Here is a 25065-nt window from a genome sequence, read left to right on the forward strand (position 1 = left end):
CCCCGCGGGACGCCGTTTAGGCGCCGCGCGACAGGAAACCGGTCAATTCGGTCTTGTTCACCGCGCCCGACTTGTCGCCGTCGGCCGAAGCGAACGCCTGACCGATCCAGGTCTTTACCTCGGCCGATTCGACATCGGCGCTGGGATCGGTCGCGGCACGCAGCTTCTTCATCCACGCGCCGAACTCGGCTTCGTTCAGATCGCCATTCTTGTCCCCGTCATAAGTCGGGAATTCCTGTTCGACGATCTGGGCGATTTGCGTCGGCGTTGCCGCTGCTCCCGACGGCGCCGGCTCGCTGGCCGACGCGGGCGGCGTCGATGCATCGGGCGCAGGCGCCGGAGCGGTCGCCGGTTCAGCAGGGGCCGGCGTGGTCGATTCCGGGCCCGGGGCCGGTTCGGTCGCCGTCGGCGGCGAAGCCGGGTCGGCGGGCGGGGTCGATTGCGCAAGAGCCGGGAAGCTGATTGCGGCAGCGCCGATCAAAAGCATCTGTTTCAACATGGTCTATCTCCTGTTTCTGGAAGGATTTTACTGCGGATCCGGTTTGGGTTCTTCTTCGGAGTCCGGAGCAGGCTGGTCAGCCGGAGGGGTCGGCTCGGCCGCGGGGGGCGTGTCGCTCGGGGTAGCGTCCTCGGTGGGGGCCTGATCGGTCGGCTTCGTCTCGTCCGTCGGCTTCTTGTCGGGATCGGGGGTCGTCGTATCGGTCGGCGCCGGCTGCGACTGGGTGCTCGGGGCAGGTTCTTCAGCCGGAGCGGTCGTCTGAGCCAGGGCGGGGAAACTGATAGCCGCCGCGCCGATCAAAAGCACTTGTTTCAACACGTTTATTCTCCTGTAACGGCGACTTCGATGGTCGGTGCGACCCGTCGCCTTTCTGATGGGGCATGAGAGCAACCCGTCGTCTTTCCGCAAAGTTGCGCAGCGTCCGGGTTTGGCGAAACGCCCCGTCCCTGCTACGGGGCGGCCCGTCGTGGTTCCGCAGGGATTCCGCGACAAGGCGCCCGAAAAGGAAGGAAATTCAATGGTTCCGCGTTACGCACGACCGGAAATGACCGCGATCTGGTCAGCCGAGAATCGGTTTCGCATCTGGTTCGAGATCGAAGCGCACGCGACCGACGCCCTTGCCGAACTCGGCACGGTGCCCAAATCTGCCGCCAAAGCGCTTTGGGATTGGTGGGGCACGAACCCCGTCATCGACGTCGCCGCGATCGACGCGATCGAAGCCGTTACCAAGCACGACGTCATCGCTTTCCTGACCTGGGTTGCGGAGAATGTCGGCGACGAAGCACGGTTCATGCACCAAGGCATGACGTCGAGCGACGTGCTGGACACCTGCCTTGCGGTTCAACTCAGCCAGGCGGCCGATATATTGCTAGCCGACCTCGATGCGCTGCTCGAAGCGATCAAGCGCCGCGCCTATGAGCATAAGCTGACCCCCACAATCGGCCGCAGCCATGGCATTCACGCCGAACCCGTAACCTTCGGGCTCAAGCTTGCCGAGGCCTATGCCGAATTCTCGCGCTGCAAGCTCCGCCTGCAAGCCGCACGCGCCGAGATCGCAACCTGCGCTATCTCGGGTGCGGTCGGCACCTTCGCCAATATCGACCCCCGGGTCGAAGAGCATGTCGCCGCGAAACTAGGCCTCGCGATCGAGCCCGTCTCGACGCAGGTCATCCCGCGCGATCGCCACGCCATGTTCTTCGCCGTGCTCGGCGTTATCGCCTCTTCTATCGAACGCCTGTCGGTCGAGGTCCGCCACCTCCAGCGCACCGAGGTGCTTGAGGCCGAGGAATATTTCTCGCCCGGCCAGAAGGGCTCGTCGGCGATGCCGCACAAGCGCAACCCCGTACTCACCGAGAATCTCACTGGCCTTGCGCGCATGGTCCGCAGCGCCGCGATCCCCGCGATGGAGAATGTCGCGCTGTGGCACGAACGCGATATCAGCCACTCGTCGGTCGAACGCTTCATCGGTCCCGACGCGACGATCACGCTCGATTTCGCGCTCGCGCGGCTGACCGGCGTCGTCGACAAGCTGCTCGTCTATCCCGAGCGGATGCAGAAGAATCTCGACCGCATGGGCGGCCTCGTCCATTCGCAGCGCGTCCTGCTCGCGCTGACGCAAGCGGGCGCGAGCCGCGAGGAAAGCTATGTCCTCGTTCAACGGAACGCGATGAAGGTGTGGGAATCGGACGGCCAGCTCTCGTTGCTCGAACTCCTCAAGGGCGATGCCGATGTGACCGCGAAGTTGTCGGCCGACGAACTGACCGCGCTCTTCGACCTCGGCCACCATATGAAGCATGTCGACACGATCTTTGACCGGGTGTTCGGATAGACAAATAGCCTCCCTGTGCCGCAGGCATGGGGAGGTCGCATCGCTCGGCGCTGACGGAGGAGCTATTGCGCGGCCCCTCCACCATCCGCTCCGCGGACGGGTCCCCTCCCCCTGCCTGCGGCATAGGGAGGATCAAAAACTGGAATCGCACGGCATTCTGTCATAGGGTCGGCGCCAGACCGGCAGAGGAGCAAGACGAGTGGGTATCCTGCGAACGATCATCTGGGTCCTGTTGACCGCCGTGCTGGTCATTTTTGCGATGGCGAACTGGATTCCGGTGACAGTCACGATCTGGCCGGGCCAGGTTCTCGATACCAAATTGCCGGTGCTGATCCTTGCGGCCTTCCTGATCGGCAGCGTGCCGATGTGGATCGCGCTGCGCACGACGCGCTGGTCGATGAAACGCCGCCTTGACGCGAGCGAGCGACAGGCTGCCGACCTCCGCGCGCTCGCGAACCGCCCCGTGGAAGTTACGCCCCCCGCGCCGGTAAACGATGTTCCCCCGGCCCCCACCGACCTATTTTCTACGGACAAACCATGACATCCCCGCTTTACCTCGCCATCGACACCACGCACCTCGACGCGGCGCTGACGCTCGCGCAAAAGGTTCGGCGCCATGTCGGCGGGCTCAAGCTGGGCCTCGAATTTTTTTGCGCCAACGGTCATCACGGCGTCCACGAAATGGCGAAGCTCGGCCTGCCGATCTTCCTCGACCTCAAGCTTCACGATATTCCCAATACCGTTGCCAAGGCGATCCAGGCGCTCCGCACTCTCGAACCCGCCGTCCTCACCGTCCACGCTGCGGGCGGGCGGGCGATGCTCGAAGAGGCAAAGGCCGCGGCCGGGCTGAATACAAAAGTCGTCGCCGTTACCGTGCTCACCAGCCTCGACGTCCCCGATCTTGAAGACATAGGCGTCGGCGGCACACCGCACGATCAGGTCGCGCGCCTCGCCGCGCTCGCGCGCGAATCCGGGCTCGACGGCATCGTCTGTTCGGGACAGGAGGTGAAAGCGGCGCGAAAGGCTTGGCCTAGCGGCTATTTCGTCGTCCCGGGCGTCCGCCCCGCCAACGGCAAGGTCGGCGACCAGAAGCGCGTCGTCACGCCGGCGCAGGCTATGGCCGACGGCGCGTCGATCCTTGTCGTGGGCCGCCCGATCAGCCAGTCGGCCGACCCGGATCTCGCCGCGCGCGAGATCGAAGCCACGCTCTAACCGACACATCCGTCATCCCGGCAAAGGCCGGGGTCTCGCCGTGGCCCTAGTGCTGCACCGTGGGGATCCCGGGCTTTGCCGGGATGACGACAGGATAAAGATGACAATGCCCCCACTCGTCAAAATCTGCGGCCTCAAGACGATCGAAGAGGTCGATGCCGCCATCCGTCACGGCGCGACGCATATTGGCCTCAATCACTATGAGCCGAGCCCGCGCTATGTCGATCTCAAGACTGCGGCCGAGCTGCGCAAACGTGCCGGCGCGGGGAACGTCAAAGTTGCATTGCTGCTCGTCAATGCATCGCAGCAAGTCACCGGCGACGCGCTCGGCATGGTGCGCCCCGACATTGTCCAGTTCCACGGCAACGAAACCCCCGAATGGCTGGGCGTCGTGAAGCGGCTGACCCCGGCGGAAGTCTGGAAGGCCGTTGGGTTGAAGGACGCCGACACGCTGATGCGAATGCAGAAATATCACGGCGTCGCCGACCGTATCCTGTTCGACGCTCCCGCTGCCGCCATGCCCGGCGGCACCGGCACGCGCTTCGACTGGTCGCTGCTCCAAAATCATCGCCACACGATGGATTGGGGCATTGCGGGTGGGCTGACCCCCAACAATGTCGCGCAGGCGATTGCCGAAACCGGCGCCCCCCTCGTCGATGTCTCGTCGGGCGTCGAGAGCGCACCTGGGGTAAAGGATATAGACAAGATCGCCGCTTTCCTTAAAGCCGCCGGTCGATGACCCAGCTTCCTAACAGTCTTCGCACCGGCCCCGACGAACGAGGCCATTTCGGCCAGTTCGGCGGCCGCTATGTCGCCGAAACGCTGATGCCGCTGATCCTCGACCTCGAGCGCCACTATCGCGCGGCGCAAGCCGACCCGGCGTTCAAGGCCGAGTTCGATTATCTGCTGAAACATTATGTTGGGCGCCCAAGCCCACTATGGTTCGCCGAACGCCTGACCACGGAACTCGGCGGGGCAAAGATCTACCTGAAGCGCGAGGACCTTAACCACACCGGCGCGCACAAGATCAACAATTGCATCGGCCAGATCCTGCTCGCGAAACGCATGGGCAAAACGAAGATCATCGCGGAAACCGGCGCGGGCCAGCACGGCGTCGCAACCGCGACCGTCGCTGCGCTGTTCGGCCTGCCCTGCACCATCTTCATGGGCGCGGTCGACGTCGCGCGGCAGCAACCCAATGTGTTTCGCATGAAATTGCTCGGCGCCGAAGTTGTCGCGGTCGAAAGCGGCGCAAAGACGCTGAAGGATGCGATGAACGAGGCGCTGCGCCACTGGGTCGCAAACGTCCACGACACGTTCTACATCATCGGCACCGTTGCGGGACCGCATCCCTATCCGGAACTCGTCCGCGACTTCCAGTCGGTGATCGGCGACGAAGCCCGCGAGCAAATCCTCGACGCCGAGGGACGGCTGCCCGACATGCTGATCGCACCTGTCGGCGGCGGATCCAACGCAATCGGCCTGTTTCACCCATTCCTCGACGACGACAGCGTAGAGATCGTCGGCGTCGAAGCCGCGGGCGAAGGCCTCGACGGCAAGCACGCGGCAAGCCTTGCAGGCGGCCGCCCCGGCATCCTTCACGGCAACAAGACCTATCTGCTGCAGGACGATGATGGTCAGATCACCGAGGCGCACAGCATTTCGGCAGGCCTCGACTATCCGGGCATCGGCCCGGAGCATAGCTGGCTCCACGAAATCGGCCGCGTCCGCTATGAGCCGGTGACCGATGCTGAAGCATTGGCAAGCTTCCAGAAGCTGACCAAACTCGAAGGCATCATCCCCGCGCTCGAAAGCGCGCACGCGATTGCCGCCGCCGAACGCATCGCGCCGACCTTGGGCAAGGACAAGATCATCATCGTCAATTGCTCAGGCCGCGGGGACAAGGATATCTTTACGGTGGCCGATGCGTTGGGAGTTGTATTGTGAACCCCGGTCAACGTCGTGCGATCATCGTCTTTTTGATCGCGGCAGCCGTTCAAGCGCTCGGCTTTCCGCTGATCAGCAAGATTTTCGGCTTGGGCGACCGCTTCCAATCGCCGTCCTGGGTGGTTGTCGTGCTTGTGTCGCTCATGTTCGTGTGGCTCGACAAAGCTGCCAACCAGAAGAAGCCTGCCGAATGACCCGCTTCGCAACCGCCTTCGCCAAACCCCGTCCCGCGCTCGTCGCCTTCATCACGGGCGGCGACGGCGACACCGCCGCCAACCTCGACGCGCTCGTCGCGGGGGGCGCCGATGTGATCGAGCTCGGGATGCCCTTCACCGATCCGATGGCCGATGGCCCCGCGATCCAGGCGGCGAACCTGCGCAGCCTCGCAAAAGGCACGACCACCGCCGACCTGTTCGCGATTGCCTCGGCGTTCCGCAACCGCCACCCCGACACGCCGCTTGTTCTGATGGGTTACGCCAACCCGATGACGATCCGTGGTTCCGAATGGTTTGCTGCCGAATGCGCGAAGGCAGGCGTCGACGGCATCATCTGCGTCGATATTCCGTCGGAAGAGGACCCTGAACTCGGCCCCGCACTTCGCGCTGCGGGGGTCGACCTGATCCGGCTCGCCACCCCGACCACCGACGCCGCGCGCTTACCCGATGTCCTGAACGGCGCGGGCGGTTTTCTCTATTATGTCTCGGTCGCGGGCATCACCGGTCAGCAACAGGCGGCACAAGCCAGCATCGACGAAGCCGTCGCGCGCCTGAAGGCTGCCACCGACCTGCCCGTCGCCGTCGGTTTCGGCGTCCGCACCCCCGAACAGGCCGCTGCCATCGCGCGCGTCGCCGACGGCGTGGTCGTCGGATCGGCCTTCATCGATATCATTGCCGAACATGGCGACGCCGCAGCGCCGCATGTCGAGGCTTTCACCCGCACCCTTGCCGATGCTATCCACGGCGCAAAGGAGATCGCCGCATGAGCTGGCTCGACCGCGTTCGCAACGCGCTGCCCTTCGGGGCGAAACGCGACACCGCCGACAACCTCTGGCACAAGTGCCGCCAGTGCCAGCAGATGGTGTTCGTCAAGGAATGGGAAGACAATCTCAACGTCTGCCCGCGCTGCGACCATCACGACCGGATCGGCGCGACCGAGCGCTTCGCGCAGTTATTCGACGGTGGCCTGCATGAATTGATCAGCGCACCCGCGGCACCCGAAGATCCGCTGAAATTCCGCGACACCAAGAAATATGTCGACCGCATCAAGGCGGCGCGCGCGCAGACCGGCGACCGCGACGCCTATCAGAATGCGTTCGGCCGCATCTCGGGCAAAGGCGCGGTAATCGGCGTTCAGGATTTCGCCTTCATGGGCGGATCGATGGGCGTCGCCGTCGGCGAAGCCTTTGTCGCCGGTGTCGAGGACGCGATCAGGCGCGGGGTTCCCTATGTCGCGATCACTGCTGCTGGCGGTGCGCGGATGCAGGAAGGCACGCTGTCGTTGATGCAGATGCCACGAGCCACGGTCGCGCTAGCGCGCCTGCGCCGCGCCGGCCTCCCCTATATCGTGCTGCTCACCGATCCGACCACAGGCGGCGTCACCGCCAGCTATGCGATGCTCGGCGACATCCAGATCAGCGAACCCAAGGCGCTGATCGGCTTCGCGGGTCAACGCGTGATCGAAAATACGATCCGCGAGAAACTGCCCGAAGGATTCCAGCGCGCCGAATATCTTCTCGATCACGGGATGATCGACATGGTCGTGCATCGCAAGGACTTGCCCGAAACGCTGGGCCGCCTGATCGGCTACCTCGCACCCGAAAAGGCGGCTTAACCTTTCCCGCGTCGTCATTGCGAGGACCCCGGCGAAAGCCGGGGGACGCGGCAATCCAGCGAGCTCGCAAACCGCCCTGGATTGCTTCGCTGCGCCCGCAATGACGAACTATTGATAGGCTCCGTCCAACGATGCCCGACCACGCCCAAAGCTCCGACTCCGCAGTGCAGGCTCAACTCGACCGCCTCGCCGCTCTCTCGCCGGGCCGCGACATCCTCGGCCTCGAACGCATTGCAGAGCTTTGCGCGCGCCTCGGCAATCCGCAGAATCAACTTCCTCGAACCTTCCATGTCGCGGGTACCAACGGCAAGGGATCAACCTGTGCGTTTCTCCGTGCGATCCTCGAAGCGCAAGGCCGCCGCGTCCATTCTTACACCAGCCCGCACCTAGTACGTTTCAATGAACGCATCCGCCTTGCCGGAACGCTGATCGACGACGCGCTGCTTGCATCGCTGCTCGAAGAAGTCCTCGACGAGGCCGCCGATCTTCAGGCGAGCTTCTTCGAAGTCACCACGGCCGCTGCCTTCCTTGCCTTCGCGCGCATCCCCGCCGACGACTGTATCATCGAGGTCGGCCTGGGCGGTCGCCTCGACGCGACCAACATCATCCCGCCGCCCGCGGTCGCCGGCATCGCCTCCCTCGGCATCGACCACGAAGCCTTCCTCCTCGCCCCCGAAACCGGGACACCGGAAGATCCAGCAATGCGCATCGCTTGGGAAAAAGCGGGCATCATAAAAGCCGATACGCCCGTCGCCACCCTCGGCTATCCGCCCCATATCCGCGAGACCATCGCCGCGAAGGTCGCCGACGTCGGCGCAACATTTTTCCCCGAAGGCGACGGCTGGACGATCGAGACCGACGGCGATGCTTTCCATTGGACCTCAAAATTGGGCTCGATCGATCCGCCGCTGCGCCCGCGCATGGCCGGGGTGCATCAGATGCGCAACGCCGGGCTCGCCATCGCCATGCTGCGCCTCGCCCCCGCCCCGCAGCCGACCGACGCCCAGATCGCGCAGGGCGTCACCGATGCTTTCTGGCCTGGCCGAATGCAGCGCCTTGGCGCCGGACCGCTCACCGCGCTTTTGCCCGATGATAGCGAAACCTGGCTCGACGGCGGCCACAATCCCGATGCGGGCGTCGCGCTCGCCAAGGCCCTTCGCGACCGGGCGCCGCTCCACATCGTCTGCGGCCTTTTGAAGAACAAGGATGCAATGGGCTTCCTTCGCCCGTTCGCCGACCGCATCGCCTCGTTTCAGGCGGTCCCGATACCGGGGCACGAGCATCATGATCCCAAGGATCTATGCCACTGGGTCCAGTCCGATCTCGGCATCATCGACGCGCAGCCCTGCGACGATGTCACGGCGGCTTTGCGCCATATCGCCGCCCATCGCGCCCCCGGCGACGTGCTAATTTGCGGTTCGCTCTATCTCGCGGGCGTCGTGCTCGACCTCAACGACGAGTGGCCGGTCTAGGCCTTCAGCTTTGATCGCTACGAAATTATATAAATAACGTTTCGGCTATTTCTGATCTTGAGCCGAACAATGTTGAAAAGATAATGACTTGAACCCGCAACGTGGCGAAGCAGCAGGTTGAATAGAAGTCGAGCCGTGCGGCCATTTGCGTCGCGAAACGGATGGGCGTGAATGATGCCGACATAAGCGATCACAGGACAAAGCGCTGGGCAGATCGCCATATAGTCCCGCAGCAGGCCGGCCAACGCCCGCAGCAGGCGATCACATAATTGCCAGGGCGGAAAGATGATCAGATTCCCCCCTTCATCGGGGCGAATTATCATGTGGCCGCGGCGAATTTGCGTGCCGCCACCCTTCACGGCACGATGAATGCAAAACACGAGATCCAGAAAGGCGTCGTCGTTTAGGAGAGCGTTCTGCAAGCCCCTACGCTCGACATGCCGCAAGGCTCGAAATTCCATCAATGCCTTGTCCCGCGCCCTGTCGATCTGGATTGGGCGGCCCGTGTAGGAATGGGCGCTCAACTCGTCAAAAAGGCCCGGAAAGCTATTTTTCACCACCTCAATGGGTTGAAAATCCTCCGCAACAAGCTTGGCGACAGATTGATCGCTTGAAGAACATGCATTTTTTGCAGCCTCCCACATTTGGCTGAGCGCTATGTTCAAGAGCAGATCGGGTTCCGTATGCGGAGCCATCAGAATATGAGGAACCGACGTCTTTCGGCCCATTGGTCGCTGCGATTTCGTCACAGTTGCGGCACGCATAGGTTGATATCCCCATCGGAGGCTTCCTCATGCCTCTGATGTGTAAGACGCAGCAGAGCGCGTCCCATTCATCTGGGATCGAACAATTTTCTCGCTCAACAAGCTTTAGCGCCGCCAACAATGTCCTCCGGATGGTATCCGGCGGATTGCTTCTGGTCGGCCTTCCACTGAATCAAGCCGCGGCGGCCGATCCCTTGCCCTTCCACGCCAGCAATATGCCGACAACAAACGCGACGAGCGACGCGGCGAGAATATGTGCGCCGAGTTCGAGCTGCTGATAGAGGAGAACCCCGACCAATCCAGCGACGATCAAGGCAAATCCGACGATCCGCCATGCGCCGACCGGCTGCTTGAGCTGCCGATCATCGATCGCGCCGGTCTGGCGGATGCTCTCGACGACATAACCCTTGCTCCACAGTACCCACAGCAGGATCATGCCCGGGATCGCTGCGGCGACGGTGAAACCCCAGAAGCCCACCCAGCCCAGCTTCTCCGCAACGATGCCCGCGGGGCCCGCCATGAACGTCCGCCCCACGCCGGCAAAGGATGACAGCAACGCAAATTGGGTCGCGGTATAAGCGATACTCGACAGGCCCGAGAGATAGGTGGCGAACACGGTAAGCCCGATGCCACTCGTCAGATTTTCAGTGACGATCGCCGCGACGAGCATCCAGTAATTGTTGCCCGTAGCGGCAAGGATCATGAACATGACGTTCGAGAACATCATCATGAAACCCGAGATCAGCAGGGCGCGGCCCATGCCGAGCCAAAGTAGGAAGGGCGCACCGAGCGCCGAGCCGACGATCAACGCGCCAAAGCCCCACAGCTTGTTGGCCGAAATATAGTCGAGATCGGGAAAGCCGAGATCAACGATCATCGGTCCGAGCATCGTCTGCCCCATCGCGTCACCGACTTTGTACACGAGCACGAATCCGAGGATGAGGAACGCGCCGTGGCGCGTCAGGAACTCGCGGAAGGGATTGACGACCGCCTCGGTCAGCCACTGTCCGGCCTTCATTCCCGATGCATGTTCGAACCGGTCGACGAATTTGCCAGGCCCCGCCCAAAGTGCGCCGAGGATCGCGGGAACAATGCAAAAGGCGGTCAGACCATAAGCGGTCGCCCAGCCCAGCCCAAGCCCTTCGCTCGACGCGAAATAGATCGTGCCCGCACCGGCGATCAGATTGCCGGTTCGGTACCCGAACTGATTGGTCGCGGTGCCGTGCGCGAACTCGTCCTCTTCCAGTATCTCGATGCGATAGGCGTCGATAACGATGTCCTGCGTCGCCGACAGGAAGGCCGTGATCAGCGCCCAGACCGCGAACAAGCCGATGTCGCCGGGTTTCGGGTCGCTGGCGCCGAGCTGCCAGATCGAAACGAATAGCAGGGCCTGAATGAGGAACAACCAGCCGCGCCTTTGCCCGAAAGTCCGGGTCAGGAACGGCAACGGCAGCTTGTCGACAAGCGGCGCCCACAGGAATTTGAGCGTATAGGGTATGCCCAAGGCGACCGCGAAGCCGATCGTCGCCGTATCGATCCCGACCTTTGCCAGCCAGAAGGTCATCGTCGCGATCAGCAGCGTTAGTGGAAATCCGCTCGAGATGCCGAGCAGGAACGTGATCATCGGATTTTTGCGCAGATACGGCCGGAACGCCGGGATCGACAGCGCGACGATCGCCAGTCCGCCAAGGATCGCCACGAAAATTATAAACCGAATCAGATCAACCGACATGCGTACGCTCCCCGCGCATCCGCCGGGCGGACACATTGTTATGGCCAAGGCCTATAGCCTTGGCCTCAAATTGGAAGCGGCTATTTATCGATTGGCCGCGGTCACGCCGCAGCAGGGCGCCAGAAAGTCGTCAGCCCGCTTACCTTGCGCGGCGCCTGATTTTTGCATGCCATCATCTCGACGGCCTTCAGCGCCGATACGAGTGCCGATGCACTGTGCGGCTTGCCAAGGCAGGCGATGGCGATTTCTTCGGCGTCGGCGGGACATTGGCCCGTCACCAGCAGCACGGCGATACCGCGGTCCCGCGCCAGTCGGGCAACTTCGCGCCCCGTCATATGCCCCGCGAGGCCAAGATCGAGAACAACCGCATCCACCGGCTCGACGGCCATGATCGCCACCGCGGCCTCGCCCGAATCGACCGTCGCGACAATGTCGTACCCGCTGATTTTCAGCGTGTGCTCATTGTCGAACGCGGTCAGCGGATCATCCTCGATGATCAGCAATCGCTTGATGCAGGTCGGGCGGTGGCCAAAGAGCATGATGACTCCCTCAAACAACGCCATGACTCGCTCCGTGCCGTCCTGCAAGATCGCTTCTGCTTGCCATCGACGAAGCGAGTCTTTTCCGGCTATGAGCGTGATCACAACGCAACACATTTTCCGACAATAACGACAAGAAAGTCGCATCTGTTCCCATGAACACACGCCGTCCACCCCGCCCCGCCCCCCGCTCGGCGCCTAAAGCTGCCGGCGATCGCGACGCACCGAAGGGACGCCGCGCCGCGCGCGGTGTCGCATCCGCACTCAAGGCAAAACCCGCCGAGGCCGAGCGTGAGGATGGGCCGCAACGCATCGCAAAGCTGCTCGCGCGCGCTGGCATCGGGTCGCGGCGCGATGTCGAGCGGATAATCGAGGAAGGCCGCATCGCGCTGAATGGTCAGGTGATCGTCCAGCCGGCGCCGCTCTTGTCGTCGCTCGAGGGGTTGACGGTCGACGGCACCCCCGTGGCCAAGCCGGTCTCGACGCGGCTCTATCGCTTTCACAAGCCCGCCGGCTGCATCACTGCAGCACGCGATCCGAAAGACCGCAAGACGATCTATGACCTGCTGCCCAAGGATCTTCCGCGCCTTATGCCCGTCGGTCGCCTCGACTATAATACCGAGGGACTGCTGCTCCTTACCAACGATGGCGAGTTCAAGCGCCAGCTCGAACTGCCCGCGAGCGGGGTCGAGCGCACCTATCGCGCCCGCGCGTTCGGCGACATCAGCCAGGCGCAGCTTGAGGAACTGGCGATGGGGATCGAGATCGACGGCGTCCGCTATGGCAAGATCGACGCCAACCTCGAACGCCGCACCGGGCGCAACCAGTGGGTCGAAATGACACTGACCGAGGGCAAGAACCGCGAAGTCCGCAAGGTGCTCGAACATTTCGGGCTGCAGGTCAGCCGCCTCATCCGTACGCGCTATGGCGCGTTCGAACTTGGCGGCATGCCGCTCGGCGCGGTCGATGTCGTGCCGCGCGACGAATTGTTCAAATTCCGGCGGCAGATGGGATGATGCGGGTCATCGCTGGCGAATGGCGTGGCCGCAAGTTGCTCGCGCCCAAAAATGACGCGACGCGTCCGACCGCCGACCGCACGCGCGAGACGCTCTTCTCGATGCTGACGAGCCGCGTCGGCAGTTTCGAAGGGCTGGCGGTCGCCGACCTGTTTGCCGGATCGGGCGCGCTCGGGATAGAGGCGCTGTCGCGCGGGGCCGAGCAATGCCTGTTCGCCGAGCAGGATCGCGACGCGCTCGACATACTCCGCAAGAATTTGGCGACATTCGGGGCAACGCCGCGCGCCGACATTCGTGCCGGATCGGTTCTCGCACTGGGACCGGCGCGGCGCACCTATGATCTTCTGTTGCTCGATGCGCCTTATGACACCGGCGCAGGCAGCGTCGCGCTCGACAAACTCAATCGCCTCGGCTGGATCGGACCCGACAGCCTGATCTCGATCGAAACCGCGGAGAAGGAAACGGTCGAGGTCGCGGGCTTTGAAATCGACGCGACACGAAAGGTCGGCAAAGCCAAGCTGACCTTGCTCAGGCTGGCGTAACGGTCCGGCGGACCATCAGCAGCCCCAGCCAGCTCACCACGCCTGCCAGCGCAAGATAGAAACCCACCGTCCCCGTCCCGCCCCATTCGGCGAGCGCTTGGGCGATGATCGGCGCCATGGCTCCGCCCAATATCCCGCCCGCATTGAATGCGACCGAAGCACCCGTATATCGGACATGCACCGGGAACAGGCCGGTCAGCCAGCTACCGAGCGGCCCATAGACCAGCCCCATGACGAACAGCGCCGCGGCAAGGCCCACGAAGATGATCGGCCAGCTTCCCGATGCCAGCGACGGTCCGAACACGAACCCGATGAGCACGGTCGCGCCGCAGCCCCAGGTCAGCACGCGCTGTTCGCTTGACGCATCGCTTGCATAGCCCGCGAAAATGATGCCGACCGCCATGAACAGGATCGCGCCGAGCTGGGTCAGCAGGAACTGCTCCTTCGGATAGCCGAGTGCCTGAGTGCCATGCCCAAGCGCAAAGCTGGTCGCGAGATAGAAGATCGCGAAACAGGCGACGACCGCGAACGTCCCCGCAAGCGTGGGAACCAGATGATGGCGGATCAGGTCGCCGATCGGTACTGCTACCGGCGCGTCCTTCTCCAGCGCCTCCGCGAAATCCGGCGTCTCGGTGATCTTGAGCCGCACCCAAAGCCCCAGGCCGACAAGGATCGCCGACAGCAGGAACGGAATGCGCCAGCCCCACGCGGCAAAATCGGCGTCATCGAGCCCCAGGCCAAGCAGCAGGAACAGGCCATTCGCCGCGATAAACCCCACGGGCGCGCCCAATTGCGGGAACATGCCGAAGCGCGACTTCCATCCCGGCGGCGCATTCTCGACCGCAAGCAATGCCGCCCCGCCCCACTCGCCGCCGAGCCCGAAGCCCTGCCCGAAACGCAGGATGCAGAGCAGCAAAGGCGCAACCCATCCGACCATCGCATAGGTCGGCAGGAAGGCTATGAGCAAAGTCGACGCTCCCATGAGCATAAGCGACGCGACAAGCGTCGACTTGCGCCCAATCCGGTCGCCATAATGTCCGAACACGATCGCGCCGACGGGCCGTGCGAAGAAGGCCAGACCAAAAGTCATGAAGCTGTACATCAGCTGCGCCGAGTCCGAACTCTCGGGAAAGAAGAGCGGCCCGAACACCAGCGCTGCCGCGGTGCCGTATATGTAGAAGTCGTAAAATTCGACTGCGGTGCCGACAAGACTCGCGGTCAGGATGCGCCGATGCGCCCGGTAAGGTGCCAGATCCACGGGCGATGCCCCTCCCATTTGATGTCGGCGCCGCTTTGGACGCCTTTCCCTACTTGGCGCAAGCCGGAAAGCGCAGGATCAGCGCGCAGGCGGCGTCAACTGCGCGCGCAATCGTTGCAGTTCGCGTTCGGGCACCGGCGCCAGCGAAGCCGCGGGCTTACCCTTGCGAAGCCGTTCGCGATCCTTCTCCGACGGTTCGACGCGGCGCACGCGGACCGCGGCATGCCCCTGGGCCTTCATGCCAAGCTGTTCCGCGGCACCGCGCGACAGGTCGATGACCCGGCCAAGCGCGAACGGCCCGCGATCGTTGACGCGCACGAGTATTCGCCGCCCGGTATCAAGCGCCGTCACCTCGACATAGGTTGGCAGCGGCAGCGTCGTATGCGCCGCGGTGATCCAACCGGGGCGGAACTGCTCGCCATTGGCAGTGCGGTTGCCCGACTCGCTGCCGTACCAACTCGCATAACCGACGGTTTCATAGCCGGGTGCGGCGGCGGGCACATAGGTCGTCCCGCGGATGCTATAGGCAGGACCGATCCGCACCGGCGTATCGGCGACGGGACGATAATTGCCTCCCGCACAGGCAGAGAGAGCCAAGACCGACAAGGTCGCGCCAATCATTTTAATCGTCGAATATCTTTGCATAGGCTGACCCTAGAGGCCGGAATTGACGAGATAAAGTATATTGGCGGATTTGGGGTGTGGAGCTGCCGTTGCGCTCTTTCGATATCGCCCGGCTGTATCCGGATCGGATCGGCGCGAGGGCTGCGTAATATTCCAAAGTTCAGGAAAGTTCAGCCCTGTGAGAGCCCCGATTTGCAAGTCGCAGAGTGCTGGATGTGCGCGGCACGTCCGATCATGGTCTCACCCGCAAGCAGGCAGCGACCGCTTTTTGTTCACTGAATGAAAGAGCCAGATGAGGGCTGGCACAGCCGGATAATGTAGGAAAGACCTATTTGAAGGCGATGTCTGTTTTGGGGTGGGGAGCGGACATCCCATTTTCGTCATCCCGGGCTTGACCCGGGATCCCGCTTTTCTTGCGCATCGACCGGCTTGGACCTCAAGCGGGACCCCGGATCAAGTCCGGGGTGACGATATGGAGGAGGCCGCAATCGGTCGTTTCCCGCCATTCCATCCAAACTGGCGGTGAAAGGCGCATATGGGGCGGATTGCAGACACTGTAATTGAATGCAAAGGTGCGTGATGCCTATCTGCCGACCGATTGATCCGGGAATACATTTGAACGCCGTTGCAAGCGACCTCGTTGGCTTTCGATGGGAGACAAATGGGATCATGGCTGATTTCATATTGCCTGATCAGCCAGAACGACTTCTGCGTGTTTCCTTTGATCTTCCCTGCATTGTCAGGATGCTCGATGAAATGGCATTGAGCACTGAACAAGACGATACTTCGGACGAGGGTCGGGTGGCGAACCATTTCGCGTATGAAATAGCGGGGAGCCGATTCGCCCGCCTGCAGTCTGAAACATGGAAAGAAGCAAGCGGGCCAGTGGCGCACTATCAGTTCGTGACGGGTTGGGCCTGCCTAGACGTCTTGACGAGGGCTACGCCGCAGTTTTCTGTTGTCGAGCGGAACGGCTGAACGTCTGCAACCGGTCGGAAGCCGACGTTCCATTGGCGAAAGTGCGGCCCACTCGCTACATCGCGCACCCATGACCGATTTTCGCTTCCATCGGCCCGGCATCGTCGGCACGGGCCGCGTCGCACAGGCGTTCGCACGCGCTTTCGCTCCCCACATGTCCGCGCCGCCGCTAATCTGGGGCAGAACCGCGGACAACGCCCGTTCGGCGGCGACACGGGTCGGTGCCACTCTCGCAGCGACCATCGATCATTTGATGACCGAATGTGACGTCGTCGCGATCGCGGTCTCAGATGACGCGCTGAGCGAAGTCGTCGCCAGCATCGCCGCGGCACGACCGGCAATTCACGCCCCGCTTGTCTTTCATGTCAGCGGACGCAGCGGCGCAGCGATCCTCGAACCGCTGCGCGCGGCGGGCGCGACGACCGCCGCAATTCATCCCGCTATGACCTTCACCGGGAACCCGCAAGCCGAAGCCCAGCGGATGGTCGGAGCAAGCTTTGCCATCACGGGCTCAACGCCCGAAGCCACGCGGCAAGCTGGACAGATCGTTGCCCTGCTCGGCGGCGTTACCGTCGAAATCGCGGAGGCGCGCCGGTCGCTCTATCACGCCGCGCTTTGTCATGCGTCGAACCATCTGGTTACGCTGATCGCCGGCGCCGCGAACACGCTGCGCGACGCCGGCGTCGAAGACCCTTCGGCGTTGCTCGCGCCCCTCGTTCGCGCCGCGCTTCAAAACAGTCTCGATCACGGCTTTGCGGGATTGTCCGGCCCGCTACTGCGCGGCGACGCACAGACCGTTAGCGATCACCTCGCCACGATCGAGGCGGACAGCCCGGCTCTCCTGCCCGCCTATCGCGCGATGGCGCGTGCGACACTCGACGAATTGAAACGCGCCGGAACCTTACCCTCGGACCGCCTCACCGCACTGGACAGCCTGCTCGCTGTTCCCTAATCGTTCGCGCGTGAACGATACCCCTGCCTCGCTGCCCGACTTGACCCGTCCCGACCCGTCGGATCCGCCCTATCTGCACGGCCTCAACGGTCCGCAGCGGCAGGCGGTGCTGACGACCGAAGGGCCGGTGCTGATGCTTGCGGGCGCCGGCACGGGCAAGACTGCGGCACTGACCGCGCGCCTCGCGCACATCATGGCGACGCGCCGCGCCTGGCCGTCCGAAATCCTCGCGGTCACCTTCACCAACAAAGCGGCGCGCGAGATGCGCGAACGCATCGGCCGCATGATCGGCGACGCGGTCGAGGGCATGCCCTGGCTCGGCACCTTCCACAGCATTGCGGCCAAGATGTTGCGCCGACATGCCGAACTCGTCGGACTGCAGAGCAATTTCACCATCCTCGACACCGATGACCAGCTTCGCGTGCTCAAACAGCTTATCCAGGCTGAGGGACTCGACGAGAAGCGCTGGCCCGCGCGCCAACTCGCGGGTCTTATCGATAAGTGGAAGAATCGCGGGCTCGTTCCCGCCGATCTCGACGCGGCCGACAAGGAATCCTACGCCGATGGCAAGGGTCAGCATTTCTACGCCCTCTATCAAGCGCGGCTGAAGACGCTCAACGCCTGCGATTTCGGCGACTTGCTGCTCCACATGCTCGTGATCCTGAAGACGCACCGCGACGTGCTCGAACAATATCAGGAGCGCTTCAAATATATCCTCGTCGACGAATATCAGGACACCAACGCCAGCCAATATCTCTGGCTCCGCCTGCTCGCACAGGCGCGCAAGAATATCTGCTGCGTCGGCGATGATGACCAGTCGATCTATTCGTGGCGCGGCGCCGAGGTGGCGAACATCCTGCGCTTCGAAAAGGATTTCCCAGGCGCGACCGTCATCCGGCTCGAACAGAATTATCGCTCGACACCGCAGATTCTTGCCGCCGCCTCCGCACTGATCGCTCAGAATTCGGGCCGCCTTGGGAAGACGCTTTGGACCGACCTGGAACCGGGCGACAAGCTCCGCGTCGTCGGCGTTTGGGACGGGCCCGAAGAGGCGCGGCGGATCGGCGAGGAGCTCGAAACGCTCCAGCATCGCAAGGTCAGCCTCGACCGCGCCGCGATCCTCGTCCGCGCGCAGTTTCAGACGCGCGAGTTCGAAGACCGCTTCATCGCGATCGGCATGCCCTACCGGATCGTCGGCGGCTTCCGCTTCTACGAGCGCGCCGAGATTCGCGACGCCCTCGCCTATCTTCGTCTCGTCCAATCGAGCGCCGACGATCTTGCGTTCGAACGGATCATCAACACGCCCAAGCGCGGGCTTGGCGACAAGGCGCTCGCGCGCATCCACCAGTTTGCCCGCCACGAACGCGCTCCGCTTCTTCATGCAGCGTCGCGGATCACCGAAACCGACGAGCTGACACCGCAGGCGCGCCGCCAACTCGCAAATTTCGTGGCACAGATGCGGGGCTGGCAGGCCAAGGCCAACGAACTGTCGCACCCCGAACTGACCCAGCTCATTCTCGACGAATCGGGCTACACCGCGATGCTGCAAGCCGACCGCAGCGTCGAAGCCGCGGGCCGACTGGAAAACCTTTCCGAACTCGTCCGGGCGATGGAGGAATATGAATCGCTCGAAGCCTTCCTCGAGCATGTCAGCCTGGTCATGGATCGCGACAATAATGATACCAGCGAGACCGTCACCATCATGACGATCCACGCGGCAAAAGGCCTTGAGTTCGATCATGTCTTCCTCGCGGGATGGGAGGATGGCGTCTTCCCCTCGCAACGCTCGATGGACGAAGGCGGGACGCAGAGCCTCGAAGAGGAACGCCGCCTCGCCTATGTCGCGATCACGCGGGCGCGGCAGCGCGCGAGCATCTATCACGCCGCCAACCGCCGTATCTATGGCCAGTGGGTCAGCAGCATCCCCAGCCGCTTCATCGCCGAAATCCCGCCCGAACATGTCGACAGCGAGAACAGCTTCGGCGGCGGTCAGAGCCTGTGGCGCGCCAACTGGTCGGCGCAGGGCGATCCCTTCGCGCATGTCGCAGAGCGCCAGCCCGCGCGCACGATGACGCGCGGCCCGGCATGGCAGCGCGCGACGGCGCAATCGTCGACGATAACCCGCGCGCCCGCTCCTTCCGAGCGCAGTCCTGCTGCCTCGGTCGGCGCGAAGGCCCGATCGGACCTCGCGATCGGAATGCGCGTTTTCCATGAGAAATTCGGATACGGCGAAATCATCGATATCGACGGCAACAAGCTGGAGGTCGAGTTCGATCAGGCCGGCGGCAAGCGGGTGCTCGACAGCTTCGTCAAGCTCGCCTGATTTCTTATTGTCTACCACTTTAGTTATGATATGCCATCCCATGCGGCCAACGAGTCGCGTTTTGGGAGAATCTGCATGCGAAATAAGCTCTTAGCGGGCGCGATGGCGCTCGCCTTGATCGGCTGCTCGGAAAAATCGGCCGAAGATGCGAGCATTTCAAACTCCACCAATAGCGAGTCCCCTGCCCTGGCCGAAGAAGCGGCCGACGCCGCTGCCACCCCCCGGATCGGCATCGAAGCCGCTCCCGGCGTTGCGTTCGACTATGCCTATACCTTTCGCCTCGCGGACGACCGCATTTCCAAAGTTCAGGAAGAACATGCCGCCGCCTGCGAGACGCTGGGCACCCAGCGCTGCCGCATCGTCGACGTCCGCTATCAGCTAACCGACGAGAAGCTCGTCGAGGCGCAGACGCAGTTCAAGCTCGATCCCGGCATCGCGCGCAAGTTCGGCGCCAATGCGATTGCCAGCGTCGAAAAGGCTGAGGGCGTGCTCGCCGATGCCAGCGTCGCGGGCGAAGATGTCGGCACCGAAATCCTCGCCTCGCAACAGCGCAGCGCGGGATCCGAAGCCGAAATCGCGCGACTGGAAGAACGGCTCAAGGCGGGCGGCCTCGACAAGCGGGAGCGCGCTGAATTGCTGGCACAGATCAACCAATTGCGCGGGGAGATCGGCAACGAACGCCAGGCCCGCCGCAGCGGCGAAGCGCGCATCGCATGGACCAGCGTCGCGTTCAATTATGCGAGCGACGGCGGCCTTCCCGGCATCGGCCATGCAAATCCCTTCGCCAGCGCCGGCGAAACGCTGATGCGCAGCGGCAGCACTGCGCTTAGCTTCGTCCTAACGCTCGCCGCCGCGTTGCTCCCGTGGGCGCTTATCCTCGCCCTGATCGCCGCTTTCTGGCGCAGCCGGTTCATGGTCGCCGTCCGCCGGCAGATGCGCGAAAAGCCTGACGCCGTCGACCCCGCCGCTCCTCCCGCCGGCTGACGCACAAAAGGGCGTCGCTTGCAAAGGTCCGATGCTGCGTTATGGCTGAGCCATGACGCAGCAGACGACATGGCTAGACCAACTACGCGACGCACAGCGCCGCGGCGACACAGCGGCCGAGGGTGCCGCACTGACGACCGCAATTCGCATCGACCGCGGAAATATCGCAGCCATTCTCGCCATGGCGGAACTTCAGCGCCGTTTACAGGATGACCGCGCAGCCGCCACCTTCTACCGTCTCGCGTTGGGGACCGCAGCCAATGCAGGTAGCGTCCCGATGTCGCTTCGCGCGGGGCTCGATCGCGCCGAGCAATTCCTGACGACATCAGAACGTGCCTTCACCGACCATCTTTTCGGGCAATTGCACGACGCTGGAATCGACGCCAGGACCGCAACGCCGCGGGTAGCGGAGGCACTCCGCATTCTTGCGGGCGATCAGCAGATCTATCTGCAGCAACCCAGCATGTTCTATTTTCCGGGTCTGGCCCAGCGCCCGTTTTTCGATCGGGCGGATTTCGAGTGGGTTCCCGCCTTGGAGGCAGCCACAGATACGATCAGGAACGAGCTGCGGGCGCTGATCGACAATGCATCGGACCGCTTTGGCCCTTATGTTACGGCCAGCCCCGATCGCCCGCCGCCGAACAATCCATTGCTCGACAAGCCCGACTGGGGGGCAGCTTGGCTGTGGAAGGACGGCGCGGTTGCCGATGGAATGGAGCTGCTTTGTCCCGGCACGCTCGCGGCTCTCGCGCTGGCGCCGCAGCCGATAATCCCGGGCCGTGCGCCGCTCGCGCTATTTTCTCGCCTCACCCCCGGGACGCACATCCAGCCACATTATGGCATGCTCAACACCCGCCTGATATGTCATCTGCCGCTAATCGTGCCCGATGAATGCGCGCTGCGTGTAGGACCTGAAACGCGCAACTGGCGTGAGGGCGAGCTATTGATTTTCGACGACAGTTTCGAACATGAAGCTTGGAATCGCGGCAATGCTGATCGCACGATCCTGCTTTTTGAAATCTGGCGTCCCGATATCGATTCCTCCGAACGCGAGCAGTTGACCCGCATTTTCTCCGCGATCGATAATTATTCCGAGCAATGAAATATCGGAGCGGGACTGAATGTCATAGCCACGCATGACGGCTTCATCGGCGCGAACGCTTACGCCTCGATCTATGTCAATTCGCGATTTTGCAGGCTGATTGGTCGGAAGGGTCGCTGGTGGAGCCGAGGGGAATCGAACCCCTGACCTCTGCAGTGCGATTGCAGCGCTCTCCCATCTGAGCTACGGCCCCGCGACCGGCAGGGTCTTAACGACGCCGATTGGCGGTGGCAACGGCTTTTCTGACGACCGCCACCCGCGCCGGCGAAATTGGGAATGGGGGTTTCCGATGGCTAAGGCATGGCATTTGACCAGTCGTCCGCACGCGCTGCCGACGATCGACAATTTCGCGTTGCGGGAGGCGCCCGACGGGCCGCTCGAAAAGGACCAGCTTCGTATCCGCAATCTCTGGCTGTCGGTCGACCCGTATATGCGCGGGCGGATGAACGACGCCAAAAGCTACGCCGCAAGTTTCCAGCTCGATCAGCCAATGACCGGCGGTGCGATTGGCGAGGTCGTCGAAAGCGCGATGGAGGGCTTCGCGCCGGGCGACCTGATCCTCCATATGGGCGGTTGGCGCGACGGCGGCGTCATCGGTCTGGATATGATGCCGAACAAGCTGCCCGCCGACATGCTCGCGGCCGGGCTGACCCCGCAAACCTTCCTGCACAATATGGGGCTGACCGGCGGGACGGCATGGATCGGTCTGCTCCGCGTCGCCGCAGCCAAACCCGGCGATACGATCTTCGTCTCCGCCGCCGCGGGCGCGGTCGGTTCGGCGGTAGTGCAAATCGCCAAGGCGCGCGAAATGACTGTTATCGGCTCTGCGGGCGGCGCGGACAAATGCGCGTGGGTCCTCGATCTCGGCGCCGATGCGGCGATCGATTACAAGGCCGGGCCCGTCCTCCCCCAACTCGCCGCTGCGCTCGAACGCCTCGGAAAGCCCGGCATCGACGTCTATTTCGACAATGTCGGCGGCGAGCATCTCGACGCAGCTTTTGCGACGGCGAATGATTTTGCGCGCTTTGCGATCTGCGGCATGATCGACGTCTACAATGATGCGAAGCCGCAAGAGATGAAATATATCATCCGCTCGATTCCGGCCCGGATCCGGATGGAAGGCTTTATCTACACCGACCAGTTCATCGAGTGCATGGAGGAATTCTATGCCGATATGGGCGGGCTCATCGCGAGCGGGGCGGTGACGATGCGCGAAACGGTGCACGATGGCCTGGCGTCGGCGCCCGACGCCTTCCTAGGCCTGTTCTCTGGCGGCAATATGGGAAAGATGCTGGTCAAACTCTGACCGGCACGTCCTTTCCGCTCGGCGTCAGTTACCGAAACCGACGGACAGAAATCCTGGCATCGGGCCGTTCCAGCCGTCGTCGGGACCGTCCAGATCGTCTTGCCGCGCCGGTGCTGGCTTGCGATCATTGCGCGGCTTCCGGTCTTCGCGCGGCTGCGCTTCGGCGGCCGGAGCTGGACGGGCGGGCGCCTTTTCGGGCTTCGCTGCAGCTTTGCCGCGTCCACCGCGCGCCGAACGGGCGCGCCGCGGTTCGGCTTCTTCCTCTTCGCGATCGGGCTTGGCAACATCCGCCACCGCCGCGCCGCCGCTATGGATCGGAATCTTGTAGCCGGTCAGCTTCTGGATATTGTCGATCGCCTCGTCATCCGACGGCGTGACCAGCGTGAACGCCCGTCCCTTGGCGCCCGCACGGCCGGTACGGCCAATGCGGTGGACATAATCGTCGGGATGCCAGGGTGCATCGAAGTTGAAGACGTGACTGACGCCCTTGACGTCGAGACCGCGCGCCGCGACGTCCGATGCGACCAATATGTTGATCGTACCCGCCTTGAACCGGTCGAGTTCGGCGATACGGCTCGATTGGTCCATGTCGCCATGAATCTCGCCCGCCTTGTAGCGATGACGCTGAAGCGATTTCGCCAGCTCGCGCACCGTGGTCTTGCGATTGCAGAAGATGATCGCGGTCACGATATCTTCGGCTTCGAGCAGATCGCGTAGCGTGTCGCGCTTGCTGCGTTCCGATGTCTTGACCAGGAATTGCTCGATATTCTCGTTCCGGCTCGCCGGGCGCGCGACTTCGATCGTCTTCGGGTTCGACAGGAATTTGTCGGCCAGCTTCTTGATCGGCGGCGGCATCGTTGCCGAGAAGAGCAAGGTCTGCCGAGTCGCCGGCAGCTTGGTGCAGATATTCTCGATGTCCGGAATGAACCCCATGTCGAGCATGCGGTCGGCTTCGTCGATCACCAGCAGGTTGCAACCGGTCAGCAGGATCTTGCCGCGTTCGAACAGGTCCATCAGGCGGCCGGGCGTCGCGATCAGCACGTCGACACCCTTTTCAAGCGCTTTCACCTGATCGCCCATCTGGACGCCGCCAATCAGCAGCGCCATCGAGAGCTTGTGATACTTGCCGTATTTTTCAAAGTTTTCAGCGACCTGCGCAGCAAGCTCACGCGTCGGTGCAAGGATCAGCGATCGCGGCATCAGCGCGCGGGCGCGGCCGTGGGCGAGGATGTCGATCATCGGCAGCACGAACGACGCGGTCTTGCCGGTGCCCGTCTGGGCGATGCCGATGATGTCGCGCATCATCAGCACCGACGGGATGACTCCCGCCTGGATCGGGGTCGCTTCATTATAGCCCGACTCGTCGATCGCGCGCAAAAGTTCGTCGGAAAGGCCGATGTCGGCAAATTTCATAAGATCATCATGTCCGGAAAAAGAATTGGCGTCCTGCCTCCCACGCAGGCGGACGTTGCCGCGGCCATTGGGCAAATGGCGAGGAAAAGTCAAGGAAAGGCCGCTATAGACCCAATTAATCGTCTTCGCGGACCGGAACCATCAAGCGGAATTTGTCGATCTCGCACTTTGCGCCGGTCCGCGCGTGGATTTGATCGCGATCCTCGCAGAGCTTTCCGTCCTTGCTGCCCTGCATGTAGAAACCGGCATAGAAGTCGAGTGCGCGGCAACCACGGTTGAGCTGCGCTCGCAGCCGCTGCTTCTGCCGCGTGATGATGTCGATGCTGTCGCGCTGCACCGCCTGCATCCCCAATATGTTACGCATGGCAACGCATTTGGGCGCTTTTTTCTCTTTCCAGACGATCGGCATTTCGGTCGCGCGCTTGGACATCGAGGGTCCCGCGGCGAAATTGTTGAGCTGCGAACGCTGGGCCGGGACGCGAATGATAAGCTGCTGCTCGATCACCACCTGCCAAAAGGAAGACGCCTGATCGGCAGTCGGCGGGGAAATCGCGACCAAAGGCTCCGGCGCGCCGACAGGCACTGCCGCGTCTGCCGCGGGCGCAGCGGCCACGAACCACAGGAATGCCGCCGTCAGCACAGCTCCGCCGCCGCTCCTTTGGCATCATGACCGAAGATTTCGCTCACCCGTGGCTCCCGCGTCCATCCCGCTGGACGAAATGACACTATTCGTCCATCGCCCCT

Annotated in this window: 26 protein-coding genes and 1 tRNA gene; 17 read left to right on the forward strand and 10 right to left on the reverse strand. The window is 63.0% G+C overall.

Annotated features, from left to right (window positions below; all coding sequences use genetic code 11):
* Positions 1-16 precede the first annotated feature (16 nt).
* Together SC1_RS10420 and SC1_RS22225 are read right to left on the reverse strand one after the other, a co-directional pair.
* Positions 17-499, reverse strand: a complete 483-nt coding sequence (locus SC1_RS10420) for a calcium-binding protein (RefSeq protein ID WP_062181076.1) — start codon at positions 497-499, stop codon at positions 17-19.
* Positions 500-526: 27 nt separating this feature from the next.
* Positions 527-817 (reverse strand): hypothetical protein, encoded by a 291-nt coding sequence (locus SC1_RS22225; RefSeq protein ID WP_062181079.1) that lies wholly within the window; start codon positions 815-817, stop codon positions 527-529.
* A 199-nt stretch (positions 818-1016) separates the two neighbouring features.
* Here SC1_RS22225 and purB point away from each other — a divergent pair, with 199 nt between their 5' ends.
* From purB to SC1_RS10470, 9 genes are all read left to right on the forward strand, one after another.
* Positions 1017-2327 (forward strand): adenylosuccinate lyase, encoded by a 1311-nt coding sequence (purB, locus tag SC1_RS10430; protein ID WP_062183936.1) that lies wholly within the window; start codon positions 1017-1019, stop codon positions 2325-2327.
* A gap of 199 nt (positions 2328-2526) precedes the next feature.
* On the forward strand, positions 2527-2868 hold the full coding sequence (locus tag SC1_RS10435) for a lipopolysaccharide assembly protein LapA domain-containing protein (RefSeq protein WP_062181083.1): 342 nt from the start codon (positions 2527-2529) through the stop codon (positions 2866-2868).
* On the forward strand, positions 2865-3539 hold the full coding sequence (gene pyrF / locus SC1_RS10440) for an orotidine-5'-phosphate decarboxylase (protein ID WP_062181086.1): 675 nt from the start codon (positions 2865-2867) through the stop codon (positions 3537-3539). Before SC1_RS10435 ends, pyrF begins: the two co-directional genes overlap by 4 nt.
* A 106-nt stretch (positions 3540-3645) precedes the next feature.
* Positions 3646-4278 carry a phosphoribosylanthranilate isomerase gene (locus SC1_RS10445; protein ID WP_062181089.1) on the forward strand — a complete coding sequence of 211 codons (633 nt, stop codon included), beginning with the start codon at positions 3646-3648 and terminating at the stop codon, positions 4276-4278.
* Positions 4275-5486 (forward strand): tryptophan synthase subunit beta, encoded by a 1212-nt coding sequence (gene trpB / locus SC1_RS10450; RefSeq protein WP_062181092.1) that lies wholly within the window; start codon positions 4275-4277, stop codon positions 5484-5486. The genes SC1_RS10445 and trpB overlap by 4 nt, the downstream gene beginning before the upstream one ends.
* Positions 5483-5680: a hypothetical protein gene (locus SC1_RS10455; protein ID WP_062181095.1), complete on the forward strand. Its 198-nt coding sequence runs from the start codon at positions 5483-5485 to the stop codon at positions 5678-5680. Before trpB ends, SC1_RS10455 begins: the two co-directional genes overlap by 4 nt.
* The gene (gene trpA, locus SC1_RS10460) at positions 5677-6468 is read left to right on the forward strand and encodes a tryptophan synthase subunit alpha (RefSeq protein ID WP_062181098.1); all 792 of its coding nucleotides are present in this window, start codon (positions 5677-5679) and stop codon (positions 6466-6468) included. The genes SC1_RS10455 and trpA overlap by 4 nt, the downstream gene beginning before the upstream one ends.
* On the forward strand, positions 6465-7316 hold the full coding sequence (gene accD, locus SC1_RS10465; protein ID WP_062181101.1) for an acetyl-CoA carboxylase, carboxyltransferase subunit beta: 852 nt from the start codon (positions 6465-6467) through the stop codon (positions 7314-7316). Before trpA ends, accD begins: the two co-directional genes overlap by 4 nt.
* Positions 7317-7447: 131 nt before the next feature.
* On the forward strand, positions 7448-8788 hold the full coding sequence (locus SC1_RS10470) for a folylpolyglutamate synthase/dihydrofolate synthase family protein (protein ID WP_062181104.1): 1341 nt from the start codon (positions 7448-7450) through the stop codon (positions 8786-8788).
* A 17-nt stretch (positions 8789-8805) separates the two neighbouring features.
* Here SC1_RS10470 and SC1_RS10475 read toward each other — a convergent pair whose 3' ends face one another.
* From SC1_RS10475 to SC1_RS10485, 3 genes are all read right to left on the reverse strand, one after another.
* Complete coding sequence (locus SC1_RS10475; RefSeq protein WP_083435783.1) at positions 8806-9552, reverse strand: Fic family protein; 747 nt, start codon at positions 9550-9552, stop codon at positions 8806-8808.
* Positions 9553-9724: 172 nt separating this feature from the next.
* On the reverse strand, positions 9725-11284 hold the full coding sequence (locus SC1_RS10480) for an MFS transporter (protein ID WP_152682360.1): 1560 nt from the start codon (positions 11282-11284) through the stop codon (positions 9725-9727).
* A gap of 101 nt (positions 11285-11385) precedes the next feature.
* Complete coding sequence (locus tag SC1_RS10485; RefSeq protein ID WP_238586650.1) at positions 11386-11847, reverse strand: response regulator; 462 nt, start codon at positions 11845-11847, stop codon at positions 11386-11388.
* Between the two features lie 131 nt (positions 11848-11978).
* Here SC1_RS10485 and SC1_RS10490 point away from each other — a divergent pair, with 131 nt between their 5' ends.
* Both SC1_RS10490 and rsmD read left to right on the forward strand, forming a co-directional pair.
* The gene (locus tag SC1_RS10490) at positions 11979-12839 is read left to right on the forward strand and encodes a pseudouridine synthase (protein ID WP_062181110.1); all 861 of its coding nucleotides are present in this window, start codon (positions 11979-11981) and stop codon (positions 12837-12839) included.
* The gene (rsmD, locus tag SC1_RS10495; protein ID WP_062181114.1) at positions 12839-13381 is read left to right on the forward strand and encodes a 16S rRNA (guanine(966)-N(2))-methyltransferase RsmD; all 543 of its coding nucleotides are present in this window, start codon (positions 12839-12841) and stop codon (positions 13379-13381) included. Before SC1_RS10490 ends, rsmD begins: the two co-directional genes overlap by 1 nt.
* On the opposite strand, the gene SC1_RS10500 is transcribed toward rsmD, so the two are convergent.
* Positions 13368-14633 carry an MFS transporter gene (locus tag SC1_RS10500; protein WP_238586726.1) on the reverse strand — a complete coding sequence of 422 codons (1266 nt, stop codon included), beginning with the start codon at positions 14631-14633 and terminating at the stop codon, positions 13368-13370. The two genes, rsmD and SC1_RS10500, sit on opposite strands and share 14 nt — an antisense overlap.
* Before the next feature lie 84 nt (positions 14634-14717).
* Positions 14718-15260, reverse strand: coding sequence for a septal ring lytic transglycosylase RlpA family protein (locus SC1_RS10505; RefSeq protein WP_238586651.1), 543 nt, complete (start codon positions 15258-15260; stop codon positions 14718-14720).
* Between the two features lie 672 nt (positions 15261-15932).
* On the opposite strand from SC1_RS10505, the gene SC1_RS10510 reads away from it, so the two are divergent.
* From SC1_RS10510 to SC1_RS10530, 5 genes are all read left to right on the forward strand, one after another.
* A complete protein-coding gene (locus SC1_RS10510; protein WP_202966796.1) occupies positions 15933-16241 on the forward strand; it encodes a hypothetical protein in 309 nt (102 codons plus the stop codon).
* Between the two features lie 70 nt (positions 16242-16311).
* Entirely contained in the window at positions 16312-17193 is an 882-nt protein-coding gene (locus SC1_RS10515) for a Rossmann-like and DUF2520 domain-containing protein (protein ID WP_062181127.1), read from the forward strand.
* Positions 17194-17203: 10 nt separating this feature from the next.
* Positions 17204-19516: an ATP-dependent helicase gene (locus SC1_RS10520; RefSeq protein WP_238586652.1), complete on the forward strand. Its 2313-nt coding sequence runs from the start codon at positions 17204-17206 to the stop codon at positions 19514-19516.
* A 75-nt stretch (positions 19517-19591) separates the two neighbouring features.
* Positions 19592-20500: a DUF4349 domain-containing protein gene (locus SC1_RS10525; protein WP_193749150.1), complete on the forward strand. Its 909-nt coding sequence runs from the start codon at positions 19592-19594 to the stop codon at positions 20498-20500.
* Between the two features lie 52 nt (positions 20501-20552).
* Positions 20553-21602: an aspartyl/asparaginyl beta-hydroxylase domain-containing protein gene (locus tag SC1_RS10530; protein WP_062181133.1), complete on the forward strand. Its 1050-nt coding sequence runs from the start codon at positions 20553-20555 to the stop codon at positions 21600-21602.
* 117 nt (positions 21603-21719) lie between these two features.
* Here SC1_RS10530 and SC1_RS10535 read toward each other — a convergent pair.
* Positions 21720-21795, reverse strand: a tRNA-Ala gene (locus SC1_RS10535).
* Positions 21796-21891: 96 nt separating this feature from the next.
* Here SC1_RS10535 and SC1_RS10540 point away from each other — a divergent pair.
* Positions 21892-22908: an NADP-dependent oxidoreductase gene (locus SC1_RS10540; protein WP_083435785.1), complete on the forward strand. Its 1017-nt coding sequence runs from the start codon at positions 21892-21894 to the stop codon at positions 22906-22908.
* Positions 22909-22932: 24 nt separating this feature from the next.
* On the opposite strand, the gene SC1_RS10545 is transcribed toward SC1_RS10540, so the two are convergent.
* Entirely contained in the window at positions 22933-24321 is a 1389-nt protein-coding gene (locus SC1_RS10545; protein WP_062181136.1) for a DEAD/DEAH box helicase, read from the reverse strand.
* A 115-nt stretch (positions 24322-24436) separates the two neighbouring features.
* Positions 24437-24961, reverse strand: coding sequence for a hypothetical protein (locus SC1_RS10550; RefSeq protein ID WP_062181149.1), 525 nt, complete (start codon positions 24959-24961; stop codon positions 24437-24439).
* Positions 24962-25065 lie beyond the last annotated feature (104 nt).

Origin of the sequence: Sphingopyxis sp. C-1 (genome assembly GCF_001047015.1) — a bacterium.
Taxonomy (GTDB): Bacteria; Pseudomonadota; Alphaproteobacteria; order Sphingomonadales; family Sphingomonadaceae; genus Sphingopyxis.

Bases quoted from the DNA above. Each gene is read 5' to 3' on its own strand.
- SC1_RS10420 (WP_062181076.1), bottom strand. From the start codon at position 499: ATGTTGAAACAGATGCTTTTGATCGGCGCTGCCGCAATCAGCTTCCCG.
- purB (WP_062183936.1), top strand. From the start codon at position 1,017: ATGGTTCCGCGTTACGCACGACCGGAAATGACCGCGATCTGGTCAGCC.
- pyrF (WP_062181086.1), top strand. From the start codon at position 2,865: ATGACATCCCCGCTTTACCTCGCCATCGACACCACGCACCTCGACGCG.
- SC1_RS10445 (WP_062181089.1), top strand. From the start codon at position 3,646: ATGCCCCCACTCGTCAAAATCTGCGGCCTCAAGACGATCGAAGAGGTC.
- trpB (WP_062181092.1), top strand. From the start codon at position 4,275: ATGACCCAGCTTCCTAACAGTCTTCGCACCGGCCCCGACGAACGAGGC.
- trpA (WP_062181098.1), top strand. From the start codon at position 5,677: ATGACCCGCTTCGCAACCGCCTTCGCCAAACCCCGTCCCGCGCTCGTC.
- accD (WP_062181101.1), top strand. From the start codon at position 6,465: ATGAGCTGGCTCGACCGCGTTCGCAACGCGCTGCCCTTCGGGGCGAAA.
- SC1_RS10470 (WP_062181104.1), top strand. From the start codon at position 7,448: ATGCCCGACCACGCCCAAAGCTCCGACTCCGCAGTGCAGGCTCAACTC.
- SC1_RS10475 (WP_083435783.1), bottom strand. From the start codon at position 9,552: ATGCGTGCCGCAACTGTGACGAAATCGCAGCGACCAATGGGCCGAAAG.
- SC1_RS10480 (WP_152682360.1), bottom strand. From the start codon at position 11,284: ATGTCGGTTGATCTGATTCGGTTTATAATTTTCGTGGCGATCCTTGGC.
- SC1_RS10485 (WP_238586650.1), bottom strand. From the start codon at position 11,847: ATGGCGTTGTTTGAGGGAGTCATCATGCTCTTTGGCCACCGCCCGACC.
- SC1_RS10490 (WP_062181110.1), top strand. From the start codon at position 11,979: ATGAACACACGCCGTCCACCCCGCCCCGCCCCCCGCTCGGCGCCTAAA.
- rsmD (WP_062181114.1), top strand. From the start codon at position 12,839: ATGCGGGTCATCGCTGGCGAATGGCGTGGCCGCAAGTTGCTCGCGCCC.
- SC1_RS10505 (WP_238586651.1), bottom strand. From the start codon at position 15,260: ATGATTGGCGCGACCTTGTCGGTCTTGGCTCTCTCTGCCTGTGCGGGA.
- SC1_RS10510 (WP_202966796.1), top strand. From the start codon at position 15,933: ATGGCTGATTTCATATTGCCTGATCAGCCAGAACGACTTCTGCGTGTT.
- SC1_RS10515 (WP_062181127.1), top strand. From the start codon at position 16,312: ATGACCGATTTTCGCTTCCATCGGCCCGGCATCGTCGGCACGGGCCGC.
- SC1_RS10525 (WP_193749150.1), top strand. From the start codon at position 19,592: ATGCGAAATAAGCTCTTAGCGGGCGCGATGGCGCTCGCCTTGATCGGC.
- SC1_RS10530 (WP_062181133.1), top strand. From the start codon at position 20,553: ATGACGCAGCAGACGACATGGCTAGACCAACTACGCGACGCACAGCGC.
- SC1_RS10540 (WP_083435785.1), top strand. From the start codon at position 21,892: ATGGCTAAGGCATGGCATTTGACCAGTCGTCCGCACGCGCTGCCGACG.
- SC1_RS10545 (WP_062181136.1), bottom strand. From the start codon at position 24,321: ATGAAATTTGCCGACATCGGCCTTTCCGACGAACTTTTGCGCGCGATC.